The organism is Mesorhizobium erdmanii USDA 3471 (assembly GCF_000472705.1).
Lineage (GTDB): Bacteria > Pseudomonadota > Alphaproteobacteria > Rhizobiales > Rhizobiaceae > Mesorhizobium > Mesorhizobium erdmanii.
Genome location: NZ_AXAE01000020.1, coordinates 80,448 through 93,673 on the forward strand (window position 1 = coordinate 80,448; position 13,226 = coordinate 93,673).

Genomic DNA, 13,226 nt, shown 5'->3' on the forward strand with positions numbered 1-13,226 from the left:
GCCTTCAATACCGAACTACGTCTCAGCCCGGATCGGCGGTGAAACCGGCGGCCTCGATGCCGGCTATGGCCGCAGCCTCGTCATTGTCCGAGGTATCGCCTGATATGCCGACGGCGCCGATGACGGCGCCGGCCTTGTCGCGGATCAGCACGCCGCCGACTACCGGCAGCACGCGTCCGCCCGACACGTCGGAAATGCCGGCGACCAGATGCGGACGCTCCTTGGCGAAGGCCTCGACCTTGCGTGAGCCCATGCCGATGGCCAGCGCGCCATAGGCCTTGCCGGCCGACATTTGCGGGCGCAGGAACGAGGCGCCGTCCTGGCGCTGAAAGGCGACCAGATGGCCGCCGGCGTCAAGCACCGAGACGCCCAGCGGCTTGAGCTTGAGATCGGCGCCCTTGGCGAAGGCGGCATCGATGATTTGCCTGGCTTTTTCGAGCGGCAGCGCGGTCATGGCAATCTCCTGTTGGAAAGGGACAATCATCGGCGGCCGGCCGGACGAAGCAATCCCGGTTTCGGTTGAAATTGCTTCTTGTGAAGCAGCGAGATGAAGGGCGGCTGTCTGGGTGCTGTCGGGCGGCTGTGACAGAATGGGCAGCGCTGGCCCGATTTCAGGCCAATCCGCAACGGTGCGTTATTTCTTCTTGGCGCGTGCAGGTTTCTTGGCGGGTACTGCCGGCGCGTTGGCGAGGTCGTCGGCTTCCTTGGCGAGGCGAAGCGCCCGCAGCTTGTCGGTCTTGACCTTGCGGGCGTCACTCTCGGCGGCATATTCCGCCATCGCCTTCTGACGGACGGTTGCCGCCTCTTCCTGCTTTTTGAAACGCAGATCGGCGCGCGCGCGGGCGGCATCCCGAGAGTTCTCAACCAAGACCTTATCCATCCCGTGAATTGTGGTTTTCCGCTTCTTCTAGCAGAGCCGGCCTTCGAACGGGAAAAATAGTTGATCAGGCAGCCGGGCTGGCGCTGCTGGCCTTGCCGGCGCTGCGAGCCCTGCTGGCGACCACGGCCTCGTAGGCGGCTTGCAGGGTGGCGCGGACAGTAGGGCCAGACGCCGCATCGAGCGGCGCGCCGAGATGCTCATGGCGCAACTCGTCCATGAACTTCTCCCACAGTGGCGTCCCGCCCTTTTCCAGGAGCTCGGCGCGGATCGAGAGTTCTTCGCTGGTCGGCAGCCAGACGCGGCCCCAGGCGCCGAGATGGGCCAGGATCGGCACCAGCGTGATTGCCATCTCGGTCAGGCTGTAGATGGCCTTCTGCTTGTGCGAGGGGTCGTCGGCCCTAGTCAGCATGCCCAACTCCATCAATCGCTTCAGCCGATCGGCGAGGATGTTGGAGGCGATGCCCTCCATCGAGCCATTGAGCAGTTCGCGAAAATGGCGCCTGCCGCCGAAAATCATGTCGCGAAGGATGATCAGGCTCCAGCGGTCACCGAACACCTCCAGCGACAGGTTGATCGGGCAGCCGGACCGACGATCGAGGCTCATTCGATTCTCTCCGTAAAACCGGTTGCAATATCATATCGGTTTATTATCGTGCAACTGATTGCATAGCGCAATCAGATTGAGGAGACCTTATGATGACGACGATCAATCGCCGCGAGCTCGCATCCGAAGCGTTTGGCGACCCCGAAAATCCCCCGTTGCTGCTGATCATGGGTGCGATGGCCTCGATGCTGTGGTGGCCGCAGGCATTCTGCCGGGACCTCGCGGATGCCGGCCTGTACGTCATCCGCTACGACAATCGCGATACCGGCCGCTCGACCAAATATCCGCCGGGCAAGCCGCCCTATACATTCGACGACATGGCGGACGATGCAATTGGTGTGCTTGACCGCCATGGCGTCGGCAGGGCCCATGTTGCCGGCATGTCGATGGGCGGCATGATCGCGCAACTCGTGGCACTCAAGCACCCTTCCCGCGTCGCATCGCTGACCGTGATCAGCAGTTCGCCGGTGGGCATGGACACCTCGCATCTGCCGCAGACGACCGATGCCTATATCAAACATTCGTCGGAAGGTGGCGATGTCGACTGGGCTGACCGCCGCCAGGTGGTCGACTTCATGGTCAGGGATGCCAGGGCAATCGCCAGCACCGCGCATCCGTTCGACGAGACCCGGATGCGAGCGTTCATCGAACAGGATTATGTCAGGTCCGGCGGGTTCCTGAGCGCTACCAATCATTTTTCGCTCGAGGGCGGTGATGGATGGAAGTGCCGCCTCTACGAGATGGCTGCGCCGCTGCTGGTCATCCACGGCACATCGGATCCTATCTTTCCGGTCGAACATGGCGAGGCGCTGGCCAAGATGGTCGCCGGTGGGAGGCTACTTCGCATTGAAGGCGGCGGCCACGAACTGCATCCGCAAGACTGGCCCGCCATGCAAGCCGCCATCGTCGCGCATATCAGGTCCAATCGGGATTTCACGGGTCGGCCTTGACGCGGAAGCCCGGTCGCAATAGTGAAGTAAGTGCTTCAGTATTGATTTGGCGGGCGCATAGCTCCCGCCCATGGATGAACGAGAAACAGAACGAGCAAAGAATGTCCCTGACGCTGCATTTCCATCCGTTGGCCTCCTTCTGCTGGAAGCCGCTGATCGCACTCTACGAGAACGCCATCGCCTTCGACCCGGTCATCGTCGATCTCGGCGACGAGCACTCGCGCGCCGCCTTCCTGAAAATATCGCCGACCGGCAAGATGCCGGCGCTGCGCGACGATGCGCGCGACCGCACGGTGCTGGAATCGACGATCGTCGTGGAATATCTGGCGGCGCATTATCCGGGGCCGGTCGAACTCGTTCCCGTCGACATCGACCTGGCGCTGGCGGTCCGCCAGGCCGACCGCTTCTATGACTTCTATGTGCAGGAACCGATGCAGAAGATCGTCGGCGACCGGCTGCGTCCGCTGCACAAGACCGATCCGTTTGGCGTCGACCAGGCGCGCGGCCAGCTGCGTACGTCCTACGCCATCATCGAGCAGGAGATGCAATCGAGGAACTGGGCGGTGGGCGACGCCTTCACCATGGCCGATTGCGCGGCGTCTCCCGCACTTTTCTACGCCAACAAGGTCGAGCCGTTCGGTGACAAATATCCCGCCGTGAAGCGTTATCACGACCGGCTGCAGCAGCGTGCCGCCTTCGCCAGGGTGATCGAGGAGGCGCGGCCCTACTTCAAGTTCTTTCCCTACAACAACGGCTGACCGCGGTGCTGCACGATGCCGCCCAGCTCGACCTGATGTTCCAAGCGCTCGCCGATCCGGCGCGGCGGCAGATGGTCGACCGGCTGTCGCGCGGCCCCGCATCGGTCAGCCAGCTCGCCGAACCGCTGGCGATGTCGCTGTCGGCTGTCGTCCAGCATCTCAACGTGCTGGAGGCAAGCGGTCTGGTCCGTTCTGAAAAAATGGGGCGCGTGCGCACCTGCCAGATCGAGCCGACGGCATTGCGGGCGGCCGAACACTGGATCAATGAGCGGCGCCTTGCCTGGGAACGCCGACTGGACCGGCTCGGCGATTTTCTGGCCGAAAGCAAAGACGAAAATTGAAGGAGACCTCAGTGAGCCAGCGATCCGTCGTCCATTCCACCTTTGTCGTCGAGCGCTTCTATCCAGCGGCGCCGGCAAGGGTCTTCTCCGCGTTCAGCGATCCCGATGCCAAGCGGCGCTGGTTCGTGGATCCCCACGACCCGATGCCCAGCCGGCATGAGATGGACTTCCGCGTCGGCGGCAAGGAGGTCAATGCCGGATGTCCAAGCGATGGGCAGATGCATTTCTTCAACGCGGTGTATCAAGACATCGTGCCGAACCAGCGCATCGTATACAGCTATGAACTGCTGTTCGGGGAAACCCGCGTCTCCGTGTCACTGGCGACGATCGAGCTTGTGGCCGAGGCGGGCGGCACGCGGCTGGTGATGACGGAACAGGGTGCCTTTCTCGACGGCCACGACACCTCAGCCACGCGTGAGCATGGAACAGGCGAACTTCTCGATGCGCTCGGCGCCTTCCTGAAAGTACAAATTTGACTGTCATGGCGGCATTGATGCCAAAGGGCGAGCAGATCAGGCTTCCCAGAATTGATCGAGCCAGATGTTGAGTCTCAGGAAGCCAGAATTGCTTACGGTATAGACGCGCCGCGTGCCTTCAGCCTTGGCGTTGACCAGGCCGGCGTCGAGCAGCACTTTCAAATGCTGTGAAACGGCCGGGCGTGAGACTGGCAACCCGGCGGCCAACTCGTTGACGGTCTTCGGACCGCGTCGAAGTTCTTCCAGAAGGTGGCGCCGATTGGGGTCGGCAATCGCCATGAAGGCGTCGGAAAACATCATTCCTCATTTGTGAGGCAAAGTTTTTCGAATCTCAACTGTTTGCTTCTGCTTTTCTTCTTGGATCAAGCCGCAATGCTTCCGGCGTCAGCGAGCGATCGGCCGGCTGCGTCTTGAACGCATCGCGATCCTCGATCGGAACCGGGGCCCGGCGGCTGATGCGCAGCAGCGTGTAGCCGGCCAGGGACAGATGCGCGAGGGCGGTCGCCAGGAACAGGCCCTCCGGCCGCATCCAGCCCATCAGCGCTGCCGCCAGCAATGGCCCGATCATGGTGCCGAAGCCGTAAAGCAGCAGCAGTCCACCCGATACCTTGACGAAATCCTCCGCGCGGGCGTGGTCGTTGGCATGCGCCACGGCGATTGAATAGAGCGTGTAGGCGAAGGCGCCGTAGGCGGCGGTCAGCACGATGACGAAGATGGCGGAGCGTGGCTCGAACAGGAAGATGAGAACCGCGACCAGAGCGCCGCCGAAAGCGGCACCGGCAAGCACAAAACGGCGGTCGGTCTTGTCGGACAGGCGCCCGGCCGGCAACTGCATGGCGGCACCGGCGACGACCACGAGGCTCATCATCAAGGCGATCTCGGCGGTGGAGATGCCGATACGGGCGCCGTAAACGGCGCCCAGCGTGCCCCAGGCGCCATTGGCGATGCCGACCAACAGGCAAGCGACCGCCGACACCGGCGAGTTGGCGTAGAGCCCTTTGACGTCGAGCTTGACGTCCTGCAGCGGTTTGGGGTGCGACGCCGTCGAAACGGCGGTCGGGATCAGCGACAGGCAGAACAGGATGCCGGTGATCATGAACAGCGAGGCTGATTTCACGTCGCCGCCGGCGACGATCATCTGTCCGCCCATGATCGAGGCGTAGGTGACCATCATATAGAGGCCGAAAACGGTGCCGCGGTTCTCGTTGGTGGCTTTCTCGTTCAGCCAGCTTTCGATGACCATGAAGGCGCCGGCCATGGTGAAGCCGGTAAAGGCGCGCAGCAGGATCCAGACATATTCGTCGATGACCAGGCCGGTGAGCAGTGCCACGATGGCGCCGGACGCCGCGAACGCGCCGAAGGCGCGCACATGCCCGGCGCGGCGCACGATGCGCGGCGCGAAGAAGCAGCCGGTGACGAAGCCGCCGGCCCAGGCCGTGCCCATCAGGCCGAGCGACGCGGTCGAGAAGCCCTCCACCTGGCCGCGCAGGGGCAACAACAGCCCATGCAGACCCGATGCCGCCAGCAGAAAGGCAGTGCCGCGAAGTAGAGAGAGGATCGGTCGGTAGGATGCGAGCATTTTTTGATCCGGCTGGACTCTGGGGGAAGGCAGGGTCTGAAGACAGTCGCATTCCGGCTTTTCAGCGGCGGGCCGTTCCGCCCGTCGGCCTTATCCGCGGCGAAACAGTGCCTCGGCCGCCGATTTGGTGTTGTCCTTGGCCTTGAGCTCCGTCTCCAGCCGGGCGATTTCGTCGCGCAGGATGCCGATGCGCTCGGACAGGTCGCCAACGGAGAGCAACGACAGGTCCTGCCCGACCTCGTGCGGGCGCGCCTTCTTCTTGGGTTCGTCGTCGAAGATCGCCATCGTTGCTCCTCCCTTCGTCACACCTGATTGGGGCACACCAGATTGGCCATTTGCCTGATTTGGCAATCAGCATACATAGGGCAAGGGCGTCGATGCAAACAGCCGGTAAGAATGCGGCGAGGAAGGACGGGAGACTTCATGGCGAGCGGACAGAAAATTCCGGCAAGGATGACGGCGATCGCGATCTCGGAGCCGGGCGGCCCACGGGTGCTGAAACCGGAAACGCGCGACGTCCCCTTGCCCGGCCCCGGAGAGATCCTGATCAAGGTGCATGCCGCCGGCGTCAACCGGCCCGACGTGCAGCAGCGCAAGGGCGCCTATCCGCCGCCGCCCGGCGCATCGGATCTGCCGGGCCTCGAGGTGTCTGGTGAAGTGGCCGCCCTTGGCGACGAGATATCACGCTGGCGCCTCGGCGACCGGGTCTGCGCGCTGACGCCGGGCGGCGGCTATGCCGAATATGTCAAGGTTCACACCGGCAGCGTGCTGCCGCTGCCCGCGGGCTTCACCCATACGGAGGCGGCGGCGGTGCCGGAGAACTATTTCACCGTCTGGCACAATATGTTCGAACGCGGCGGCCTGAAGAAGGGGGAGACGCTGCTGGTGCATGGCGGCTCGTCGGGCATCGGCACGACGGCGATCCAGCTGGCCTCGGCCTTTGGCGCGTATGTCATCACCACTGCCGGATCGAAGGACAAATGCGACGCCTGCCTGAAGCTCGGTGCCGATCGCGCGATCAACTATCGCGAAGAGGATTTCGTCAAGGCGGTCAAGGAGGCGACGGAGGGCAAGGGCGCCAATGTCATCCTCGACATGGTCGGCGGCGATTATGTCCAGCGAAACTACGAGGCCGCGGCTGTCGAGGGTCGCATCGTGCAGATCGCCGTGCAGGCCGGCGCCGTCGCCAGCGCCGATTTTTCCAAGATCATGGTCAAGCGGCTGACCCATACGGGTTCGACGCTGAGACCGCGCACCGTCGAATTCAAGGCGGCAATCGCGGCAGCTCTCGAGGCGCAAGTGTGGCCGCTGCTCGGCACGCGCAAGGTGGCGCCTGTCATGGACATGATCTACCCGCTCACCGATGCCTGGCGTGCGCATGAGCGGATGGAGGAGGGCGAGCATATCGGGAAGATCGTGCTCGACGTCGGCTAGGACGTGCCGATATTCAGGTGAGGCCGGCCTGCGAATGGTGGCCTCCTGCGCTTCCGGTGCTCACGTACTTTGAGTACGCTCCGCTCCGGTTCTCGGATCCCGCCATTCTCGGCTCGGCCTGACCTGAATCTCGACACGTCCCGGCATTGGCGTCGCTGCCTATGAGATGAACAGAAGCTTAATGGTGCAATGCAGCATTTGCATCATTGCTATGCAAAATCGGCCGTTCAAGTCCCGATCGATGATCACTATCTGTGCAGCATCGAAACGAACACCCCATCAGGAGGACTACCATGAACCCGATCCGCGCTTTCCGTAACTGGCGCATGTACAACGAGACCGTGCGCGAACTGAACCGTCTCAATGCACGTCAGCTCAGCGATCTCGGCATCAACCGCGCCGACATCGAACGGATCGCCCGCCAGGCGATCTGATTTAAGACGTAGCCTGGTCGCAAGGCTGGGCGCATACAGAGAAGTAGAGCCGTCGCAGACGTTTCCCGTTTCCGGTTCCGAGCCCGCTGGACCCTGTCCAGCGGGTTTTGTCTTTTTGGGGATCTCAGGTGATTGCCTGCCGATCTCAAGAGCGCGCCCAGCGCTGCTCCCTCAGGATTGCGCAAAGCCAGCAACGAGAAGCGGTCCCACCGACGGCGCCCCAACGGAGCCGTTCCGTGGCATTTTGCCTATCCATGATTGACCGCGACCACTCTGACATGTTGACGTCGGGGACGATGAGGCGGCCCGGAGAGGCTCATGCCATGCTCGACGACCTGACGAACAGGATCTACGAGGCGGCCTTCGTGCCGGATCTCTGGCCTGATGTGCTGGAGGACATCGATTCCGTATCGGGTTCCGTGGGCGGCGCCGTGTTTCTGTTCGGTGACGACCAGCCCGCTCGCGGCAGGGCGATCCAATTCCTGCAGGATCTGCAACGTGAATTGCTGGCGAGCGATACGCTGCAGTTCTCGACAGCGGTTTCGCGCATGTGCGCGCTGCAGCCGGCGAGCTTCGTCGACGTCGAGGCTTTCCTGACACCGGACGAGATCGAGAATGATCCGGTGCGCCAACGCCTCCGCGCCATGGGCATCGGCGCACATGCCTGCACCGCGATACCGATGCCGAGCGGCGAACTGGCGATTTTCGTCTTCCAGCGCCGGCTCGGTGAAGGCAGCTATGACCAGAAGAGCCTGGATGTGCTCGACAGCCTGCGGCCAGCCATGGCGCGCGCCGGCCTGATAGCGGGGCGGCTCGGCCTCGAACGCGCCGAAGGAACGGTTACCGCCATGACGGCGATGGGCCTGCCGGCGGCAGTGCTGTCGCTGAAAGGCCGGGTGATGGTCGCCAACGCGTTGTTCGAAAGCCTGTCCTCGCTATTCCTGCCCACCGCCTTTGGCGGCGTGGCCATTGCCGACGCCGAAGCCAATCGGCTGTTCCAGCAGGCCATCGTCGCCGCGCGCAACGATCTGGAGCCGACCGTCCGCTCCATACCGGTGCAGGGCGTGGAGAGCCGGTCGCCGATGATCCTGCACATGCTGCCGCTGCGCCGTTCGGCGCACGAGATCTTTTCGGGTGCCGACATTCTGGTGGCGGCGACGACGCTCAGCGCCAGTTCGCTTGTGCCTTCGCCAACGCTGCTTGCCGGACTGTTCGATCTGACGCCAGCCGAGGCGCGGCTGGCCACGGCACTGTCGCAAGGCCATTCGCTCAAGGCCGCGGCGGCCGGCTCCAAGATCACGGAGAAAACCGCGCGGACCTATCTGGAACGAATATTCGCCAAGACCGGGACACGCCAGCAAAGCCATCTCGTGGCCCTGCTCAAAAGCGCCGGTCCTTTTAGCTGAGGTCGCCGGGGGTCAAGGCATTCGAGCGCGCTTGCCGCGCCTATCCAAAAACGTTGCGAAACGACCCGGGAACGGTTATACAGGCCGCGAATTTCCCATTTTGGTGGCTCTAGACCACCGCCCGCGCGGGAACGCGGGCGAACGAGAAGGATTTCTGGAAATGGCCAATACGCTGCTGATGCCCAAGGCGACCGCCGTCTGGCTGGTCGACAACACCGCGCTGTCCTTCGAGCAGATCGCGCAGTTCTGCGGGCTGCATCCGCTCGAGGTCAAGGCGATCGCCGACGGCGAATCGGCGCAAGGCATCAAGGGCATGGATCCGATCATGACCGGCCAGCTGACCCGCGACGAGATCGCGCGCGCCGAAAAAGATCAGAACCAGCGCCTGAAGCTTTCCGACCCCAAGGTGCGGGTGCCGGAATCCAAGCGCAAGGGTCCGCGCTACACGCCACTGTCGAAGCGCCAGGACCGGCCAAACGCCATCCTGTGGCTGGTGCGCAACCATCCCGAACTCAAGGACGCGCAGATTTCGCGCCTCGTCGGCACCACCAAGTCGACGATCGAGCAGATCCGCGAACGCAAGCACTGGAACTCGGCCAATCTGCAGCCGATGGACCCGGTGACGCTGGGTCTCGCCTCGCAGATCGACCTCGATATGGAAGTCAACCGCGCTTCGCGCGGCCGCGAGCAGGCGCAGCCGATTGGCGACACGCTGCTGCCCGCCGCCCTGACCGAGCGACTGGTGCCGGCCGCCGAGAAGCCGAAGGACGAGGATGCCGAACTCGACGCCAACGCCGTGTTCGCCAAGCTGTCGGCGCTGAAATCGAAGAACGAAGACGCCGACGACGAGTGAGGTCTCCAACAGACCAGAAAAAGCCCGCTTCGAGCGGGCTTTTTTGTGCGGCTTGGCAAATCTCAGCTTCGCGCCACGCGGTCCGGCGCCATGCCGTAGTCCTCACTGCGCTCTACTGCCCGGTAGAAGTCGGCGAGTTGCTTGCCGCGCTCCGGCTTGAAGATGCGGCCGGCGATCACCACCGAGGCAATGCGGTCGATGCGGAAGGCTCGGAAGTCGTCCCGCATCTCGCACCAGGCGACCAGCGTCCACACCTTGCCCCAGAACCACAGGCCGAGCGGCCTGATGTCGCGCGCGGTGCTACGGCCGGCCTCGTCCGAGTAGTCAACGGTCAGCACCTGGCGCTTTTCGACCGCACGTTCGATCAGGTCGATCGCCTCGCGGGCGGCGTCGCTGACCACCCACATCGGCGTGTGAATCTCGGTGCGGGCGATGCGGTCTTTTTCGGCATCGGGCAGCACGGCGCCGATCTTGACCAACGCCTCGTCGGCGGCGCGTGCCATGGCGGCGCCGCCAAAGGCGCGCACCATCCGCGCGCCGGCAACCAGCGCCACGATCTCGTCACGCGTGAACATCAGCGGCGGAAGGTCGAAACCCTCCCTCATCATGTAACCGACACCGGCCTCGCCGTCGATCGGCACTCCGGTCGACTGCAGGTCGGCTATGTCGCGATAGATCGTCCGCTCGGAAACCTCGAGCCACGTGCCGAGCTTCTGGGCGGTGACCAGACGGCCACCACGCAGATGCTGCACGATCTGAAAGAGCCTGTCGGCGCGGCGCATCGTTTGCTTCCCCAGTGTTCTTCCCATGCATGCTGTGGCTCCGGGACCGGGTCCACTTCCAGTTGCCATGCATTACGGTTTGAGCCCTTCGCGTTTGCGCTGCGCGGCGACGAACTCCGCGCCGAAGGACAGTTTCTTCGTTGTCGGCGTCCTGGCATCGAGCACGCGCCAGAAGGGTGCGACGTCGCTCAGCGTCATGCCGCGCTCGAGGTCTTCGTTGGCGGCTTCGGCAACCGTGCGCAGATGATAGCCTATGGTGACCGGGCATGTCACTTCGGCGCCATGTTCGACGGCAAGGGCAGTGCGCAACGCACGGATGTCCATCTCGACGCCCTCGGGAATCGAACGGATGAAATCGTCGACCTGGCGAGCAGTCGGCACCAGCATCGGCTGCCCCTCGACCACGTCACTCATCGTGCGAGGCGTTGGTTTCACGCCGTTGATGCCAGGCGTGTCCAGCCTGTCGTTCCAGCTTTTCATCGATCGTCCTCTCGGCCGGCCATGCGCATTCCCCCACCATCGCATGCACCTCCTGACAGCATTCTGTCAGGAGGCTTCAGCATATTCCCTCACGAACAGCGTTCGCATCTGTGCGAGATCGCCGGCTCTTTCGGGATAAAGCGTGTTCAGAAAGGCAAGGGCAAAGGTGCCAGGTGCCGAACCCGGCGCGGAAACGACTTTGCCGTCGGCGACGGCATACGGCACGTCCTGATAGTTCAGACCACCGGCGTAGCCGGCTTCATGTCCGTTGATCCAGTCGCGGCCATTGCTCGTATGCTTGGCTTCTTCGAAGATGCCGGCCCGGGCCAGCGCCAACGTGCCGGCGCAGATCCCGCCGACGACACCGCCGCTCGTTGCAACGGCTTTGAGCAGCTCGGCGACATCCGGGGGCGCCTTGCCCGCCCATTGATCGGACCCGATGACGGCGACGGCATCGAGATCGGCATTCTCTTCGACGGCTGTCGAGCGGTCGGGCGTCAGCCGAAAACCGCTGATCGCGGTCACCGGCTTGCCTTCAGGCGTCAGCGACACGGCGCGTGCGCCGAACCATTCGACCGCCGAGGCCGCAAGCAGCCCATACTCCCAGTCGGCGAAACCTTCGATGAAAAGGAAGCCGATTATCTTTTGATCGGGCATAAGCTCGCTCCCATCCCCGGCGCGCCGAACCTATATTTGGGCAGTGGCGCGTCGATGTCCAATATCGACGTCGGGAATTCGCTTCAATTGCGGTGGGAGCGACGTTCAGCATACATATCCGGCCAGCCGATATCCTTTCGGATGTCGGCAGGCAGCGCGTTCATGAAACGCTGCGTCCGGATTTCGTTGCGCATGGTGCGAACCTTGCCAACATAGTGCTGCATGCCGCGCAAAATGGTGAAACCGTTCATGGCTATTCTCCTCTCTCTGACTGAAGACAGTATCGCACACCCCTCCTGACAGCAGTCTGTCAGGAGGATGGCAGGGCGCACGAGGATAATTCAGCTCGGCACGTCGCCCGGCGGAGAGGGGTGTTTCCCGCTGCCAACCTGCCTCGCCACGGGATGCCGATTGTTCACCAACGGGATGATAGTCGAGGCGATATTGTTCAGCGCATGGCGACTAACCGTCAGGGACAGATGGCCTTCAGCGGCATGACCGGAGTTCTGATATGAAAGGAGAAAATTCTTCCCAAAAACCAGGGAGACGACCATGAGCCTGCAACTGACAGGAATCCACCATCTGACCGCCATCACCGCCAATGCGCCCGGCAATCTTCACTTCTATACGAAGGTGCTGGGCTTGCGGCTGGTCAAGAAGACGGTCAACCAGGACGACACATCGGCCTACCACCTCTTCTACGCCGACGGCGAGGCGACGCCAGGCACCGATCTCACCTTCTTCGACTGGCCGGTTGGCAGCGAACGGCGCGGCACACACAGCATCGCGCGGACCGGCCTCAGGGTCGGGAGTCTGGAAAGCCTTGCCTGGTGGAAGCGGCATTTGACGAACGAAAACATCCCGACAGGGGAGGTCGCCGACATAGGTGGCTATCCGTCGCTGGATTTCGAAGACCCCGAAGGCCAGCGTCTACGGCTCGTCAGCGATGGCGGCAGAGGCGGCAGCCACCCTTGGGCAGGGAGCCCGGTGCCAGCCGAGCACCAGATCCGTGGGCTCGGGCCGATCGTCATCAGCGTCCCGGACATCACCAACACCGAGGCGGTGCTGACCAGGGTGATGAACATGCGCAAGGTCCGCGACTATGCCTCGCCGGACGGCGAGGGCCAGGTCCACGTTTTCGAAATGGGCGCGGGCGGGCCGGCGGCGGAACTGCATGTCGCCGTGCAGCCCGGGCTGGCGCCCGCAAGGCAAGGCGCCGGTGCGGTTCACCACGTGGCCTTCAGGGCGCCAAACGAGGAGACGCTGCATGAGTGGACCGCCCGTCTGGCCGAATTCCGCCTGCCGTCGAGCGGCGAGGTCGAGCGTTACTACTTCCGCTCGCTCTATTTTCGTGAGCCGAACGGCATCCTGTTCGAGATCGCCACCGACGGGCCGGGCTTCACCGCCGATGAGCCGCTGGAGACGCTCGGCGAAACCCTGGCCTTGCCGCCCTTCCTCGAACCGAAGCGCGCCTCGATCGAGGCCGGCCTCAAGCCGTTGAAGTAGACCGCTCCCTGGGCAACCGCGCCGCGTTCCGGTCCAGGAACGCGGCGCCTGTCGTGTGCGAGCGACCGAACGAACCACTTTGACAG

At 63.4% G+C, this 13,226-nt stretch carries 19 protein-coding genes; 9 read left to right on the top strand and 10 right to left on the bottom strand.

Annotated features, from left to right (window positions below; genetic code table 11):
* Nucleotides 1–22 precede the first annotated feature (22 nt).
* From A3AU_RS0117050 to A3AU_RS0117060, 3 genes are all read right to left on the bottom strand, one after another.
* Nucleotides 23–454 carry a GlcG/HbpS family heme-binding protein gene (locus A3AU_RS0117050; protein ID WP_027053935.1) on the bottom strand — a complete coding sequence of 144 codons (432 nt, stop codon included), beginning with the start codon at nucleotides 452–454 and terminating at the stop codon, nucleotides 23–25.
* 180 nt (nucleotides 455–634) lie between these two features.
* Nucleotides 635–868, bottom strand: coding sequence for a hypothetical protein (locus A3AU_RS0117055; RefSeq protein WP_027053936.1), 234 nt, complete (start codon nucleotides 866–868; stop codon nucleotides 635–637).
* A gap of 76 nt (nucleotides 869–944) precedes the next feature.
* The gene (locus A3AU_RS0117060) at nucleotides 945–1,484 is read right to left on the bottom strand and encodes a winged helix-turn-helix transcriptional regulator (RefSeq protein ID WP_027053937.1); all 540 of its coding nucleotides are present in this window, start codon (nucleotides 1,482–1,484) and stop codon (nucleotides 945–947) included.
* Between the two features lie 89 nt (nucleotides 1,485–1,573).
* Between A3AU_RS0117060 and A3AU_RS0117065 the strand changes: the two genes are divergently transcribed.
* The 4 genes from A3AU_RS0117065 (at nucleotide 1,574) to A3AU_RS0117080 (ending at nucleotide 4,009) form a co-directional block, all read left to right on the top strand.
* Entirely contained in the window at nucleotides 1,574–2,434 is an 861-nt protein-coding gene (locus A3AU_RS0117065) for an alpha/beta fold hydrolase (RefSeq protein ID WP_032917553.1), read from the top strand.
* Nucleotides 2,435–2,535: 101 nt separating this feature from the next.
* Nucleotides 2,536–3,192: a glutathione S-transferase family protein gene (locus A3AU_RS0117070; protein WP_027053939.1), complete on the top strand. Its 657-nt coding sequence runs from the start codon at nucleotides 2,536–2,538 to the stop codon at nucleotides 3,190–3,192.
* Between the two features lie 5 nt (nucleotides 3,193–3,197).
* Nucleotides 3,198–3,533, top strand: coding sequence for an ArsR/SmtB family transcription factor (locus tag A3AU_RS0117075; protein ID WP_027053940.1), 336 nt, complete (start codon nucleotides 3,198–3,200; stop codon nucleotides 3,531–3,533).
* 11 nt (nucleotides 3,534–3,544) lie between these two features.
* On the top strand, nucleotides 3,545–4,009 hold the full coding sequence (locus tag A3AU_RS0117080; protein ID WP_027053941.1) for an SRPBCC family protein: 465 nt from the start codon (nucleotides 3,545–3,547) through the stop codon (nucleotides 4,007–4,009).
* Between the two features lie 36 nt (nucleotides 4,010–4,045).
* On the opposite strand, the gene A3AU_RS0117085 is transcribed toward A3AU_RS0117080, so the two are convergent.
* The 3 genes from A3AU_RS0117085 to A3AU_RS0117095 form a co-directional block, all read right to left on the bottom strand.
* The gene (locus A3AU_RS0117085) at nucleotides 4,046–4,309 is read right to left on the bottom strand and encodes an ArsR/SmtB family transcription factor (protein ID WP_027053942.1); all 264 of its coding nucleotides are present in this window, start codon (nucleotides 4,307–4,309) and stop codon (nucleotides 4,046–4,048) included.
* 31 nt (nucleotides 4,310–4,340) lie between these two features.
* Nucleotides 4,341–5,588 (bottom strand): MFS transporter, encoded by a 1,248-nt coding sequence (locus tag A3AU_RS0117090; protein WP_027053943.1) that lies wholly within the window; start codon nucleotides 5,586–5,588, stop codon nucleotides 4,341–4,343.
* 90 nt (nucleotides 5,589–5,678) lie between these two features.
* A complete protein-coding gene (locus A3AU_RS0117095) occupies nucleotides 5,679–5,873 on the bottom strand; it encodes a DUF1192 domain-containing protein (RefSeq protein ID WP_027053944.1) in 195 nt (64 codons plus the stop codon).
* Between the two features lie 138 nt (nucleotides 5,874–6,011).
* Between A3AU_RS0117095 and A3AU_RS0117100 the strand changes: the two genes are divergently transcribed.
* The 4 genes from A3AU_RS0117100 to A3AU_RS0117115 all read left to right on the top strand — a co-directional run bounded on the left by A3AU_RS0117100 (nucleotide 6,012) and on the right by A3AU_RS0117115 (nucleotide 9,715).
* Complete coding sequence (locus A3AU_RS0117100; RefSeq protein WP_027053945.1) at nucleotides 6,012–7,022, top strand: NAD(P)H-quinone oxidoreductase; 1,011 nt, start codon at nucleotides 6,012–6,014, stop codon at nucleotides 7,020–7,022.
* A gap of 293 nt (nucleotides 7,023–7,315) precedes the next feature.
* Nucleotides 7,316–7,456, top strand: coding sequence for a DUF1127 domain-containing protein (locus A3AU_RS1000000137990; RefSeq protein ID WP_064987068.1), 141 nt, complete (start codon nucleotides 7,316–7,318; stop codon nucleotides 7,454–7,456).
* 323 nt (nucleotides 7,457–7,779) lie between these two features.
* Nucleotides 7,780–8,862, top strand: coding sequence for a helix-turn-helix transcriptional regulator (locus A3AU_RS0117110; protein ID WP_032917556.1), 1,083 nt, complete (start codon nucleotides 7,780–7,782; stop codon nucleotides 8,860–8,862).
* 160 nt (nucleotides 8,863–9,022) lie between these two features.
* Entirely contained in the window at nucleotides 9,023–9,715 is a 693-nt protein-coding gene (locus A3AU_RS0117115) for a DUF1013 domain-containing protein (RefSeq protein WP_027053947.1), read from the top strand.
* A gap of 62 nt (nucleotides 9,716–9,777) precedes the next feature.
* On the opposite strand, the gene A3AU_RS0117120 is transcribed toward A3AU_RS0117115, so the two are convergent.
* From A3AU_RS0117120 to A3AU_RS1000000139880, 4 genes are all read right to left on the bottom strand, one after another.
* Complete coding sequence (locus A3AU_RS0117120; protein ID WP_027031515.1) at nucleotides 9,778–10,497, bottom strand: helix-turn-helix transcriptional regulator; 720 nt, start codon at nucleotides 10,495–10,497, stop codon at nucleotides 9,778–9,780.
* Nucleotides 10,498–10,569: 72 nt separating this feature from the next.
* Nucleotides 10,570–10,977 (bottom strand): hypothetical protein, encoded by a 408-nt coding sequence (locus A3AU_RS0117125; RefSeq protein WP_027053948.1) that lies wholly within the window; start codon nucleotides 10,975–10,977, stop codon nucleotides 10,570–10,572.
* Nucleotides 10,978–11,043: 66 nt separating this feature from the next.
* Nucleotides 11,044–11,634 carry a DJ-1/PfpI family protein gene (locus A3AU_RS0117130; protein ID WP_027053949.1) on the bottom strand — a complete coding sequence of 197 codons (591 nt, stop codon included), beginning with the start codon at nucleotides 11,632–11,634 and terminating at the stop codon, nucleotides 11,044–11,046.
* An 83-nt stretch (nucleotides 11,635–11,717) separates the two neighbouring features.
* A complete protein-coding gene (locus A3AU_RS1000000139880) occupies nucleotides 11,718–11,885 on the bottom strand; it encodes a hypothetical protein (RefSeq protein ID WP_081709572.1) in 168 nt (55 codons plus the stop codon).
* A gap of 301 nt (nucleotides 11,886–12,186) precedes the next feature.
* On the opposite strand from A3AU_RS1000000139880, the gene A3AU_RS0117140 reads away from it, so the two are divergent.
* Nucleotides 12,187–13,140: a ring-cleaving dioxygenase gene (locus A3AU_RS0117140; protein ID WP_027053950.1), complete on the top strand. Its 954-nt coding sequence runs from the start codon at nucleotides 12,187–12,189 to the stop codon at nucleotides 13,138–13,140.
* Nucleotides 13,141–13,226 lie beyond the last annotated feature (86 nt).

Excerpts from the sequence above, each read along its gene's own strand:
- A3AU_RS0117125 (WP_027053948.1), bottom strand. The coding sequence starts at position 10,977 with ATGAAAAGCTGGAACGACAGGCTGGACACGCCTGGCATCAACGGCGTG.
- A3AU_RS0117090 (WP_027053943.1), bottom strand. The coding sequence starts at position 5,588 with ATGCTCGCATCCTACCGACCGATCCTCTCTCTACTTCGCGGCACTGCC.
- A3AU_RS0117110 (WP_032917556.1), top strand. The coding sequence starts at position 7,780 with ATGCTCGACGACCTGACGAACAGGATCTACGAGGCGGCCTTCGTGCCG.
- A3AU_RS1000000139880 (WP_081709572.1), bottom strand. The coding sequence starts at position 11,885 with ATGAACGGTTTCACCATTTTGCGCGGCATGCAGCACTATGTTGGCAAG.
- A3AU_RS0117120 (WP_027031515.1), bottom strand. The coding sequence starts at position 10,497 with ATGCGCCGCGCCGACAGGCTCTTTCAGATCGTGCAGCATCTGCGTGGT.
- A3AU_RS0117060 (WP_027053937.1), bottom strand. The coding sequence starts at position 1,484 with ATGAGCCTCGATCGTCGGTCCGGCTGCCCGATCAACCTGTCGCTGGAG.
- A3AU_RS0117095 (WP_027053944.1), bottom strand. The coding sequence starts at position 5,873 with ATGGCGATCTTCGACGACGAACCCAAGAAGAAGGCGCGCCCGCACGAG.
- A3AU_RS1000000137990 (WP_064987068.1), top strand. The coding sequence starts at position 7,316 with ATGAACCCGATCCGCGCTTTCCGTAACTGGCGCATGTACAACGAGACC.
- A3AU_RS0117065 (WP_032917553.1), top strand. The coding sequence starts at position 1,574 with ATGATGACGACGATCAATCGCCGCGAGCTCGCATCCGAAGCGTTTGGC.
- A3AU_RS0117085 (WP_027053942.1), bottom strand. The coding sequence starts at position 4,309 with ATGATGTTTTCCGACGCCTTCATGGCGATTGCCGACCCCAATCGGCGC.
- A3AU_RS0117070 (WP_027053939.1), top strand. The coding sequence starts at position 2,536 with ATGTCCCTGACGCTGCATTTCCATCCGTTGGCCTCCTTCTGCTGGAAG.
- A3AU_RS0117140 (WP_027053950.1), top strand. The coding sequence starts at position 12,187 with ATGAGCCTGCAACTGACAGGAATCCACCATCTGACCGCCATCACCGCC.
- A3AU_RS0117050 (WP_027053935.1), bottom strand. The coding sequence starts at position 454 with ATGACCGCGCTGCCGCTCGAAAAAGCCAGGCAAATCATCGATGCCGCC.
- A3AU_RS0117130 (WP_027053949.1), bottom strand. The coding sequence starts at position 11,634 with ATGCCCGATCAAAAGATAATCGGCTTCCTTTTCATCGAAGGTTTCGCC.
- A3AU_RS0117115 (WP_027053947.1), top strand. The coding sequence starts at position 9,023 with ATGGCCAATACGCTGCTGATGCCCAAGGCGACCGCCGTCTGGCTGGTC.
- A3AU_RS0117100 (WP_027053945.1), top strand. The coding sequence starts at position 6,012 with ATGGCGAGCGGACAGAAAATTCCGGCAAGGATGACGGCGATCGCGATC.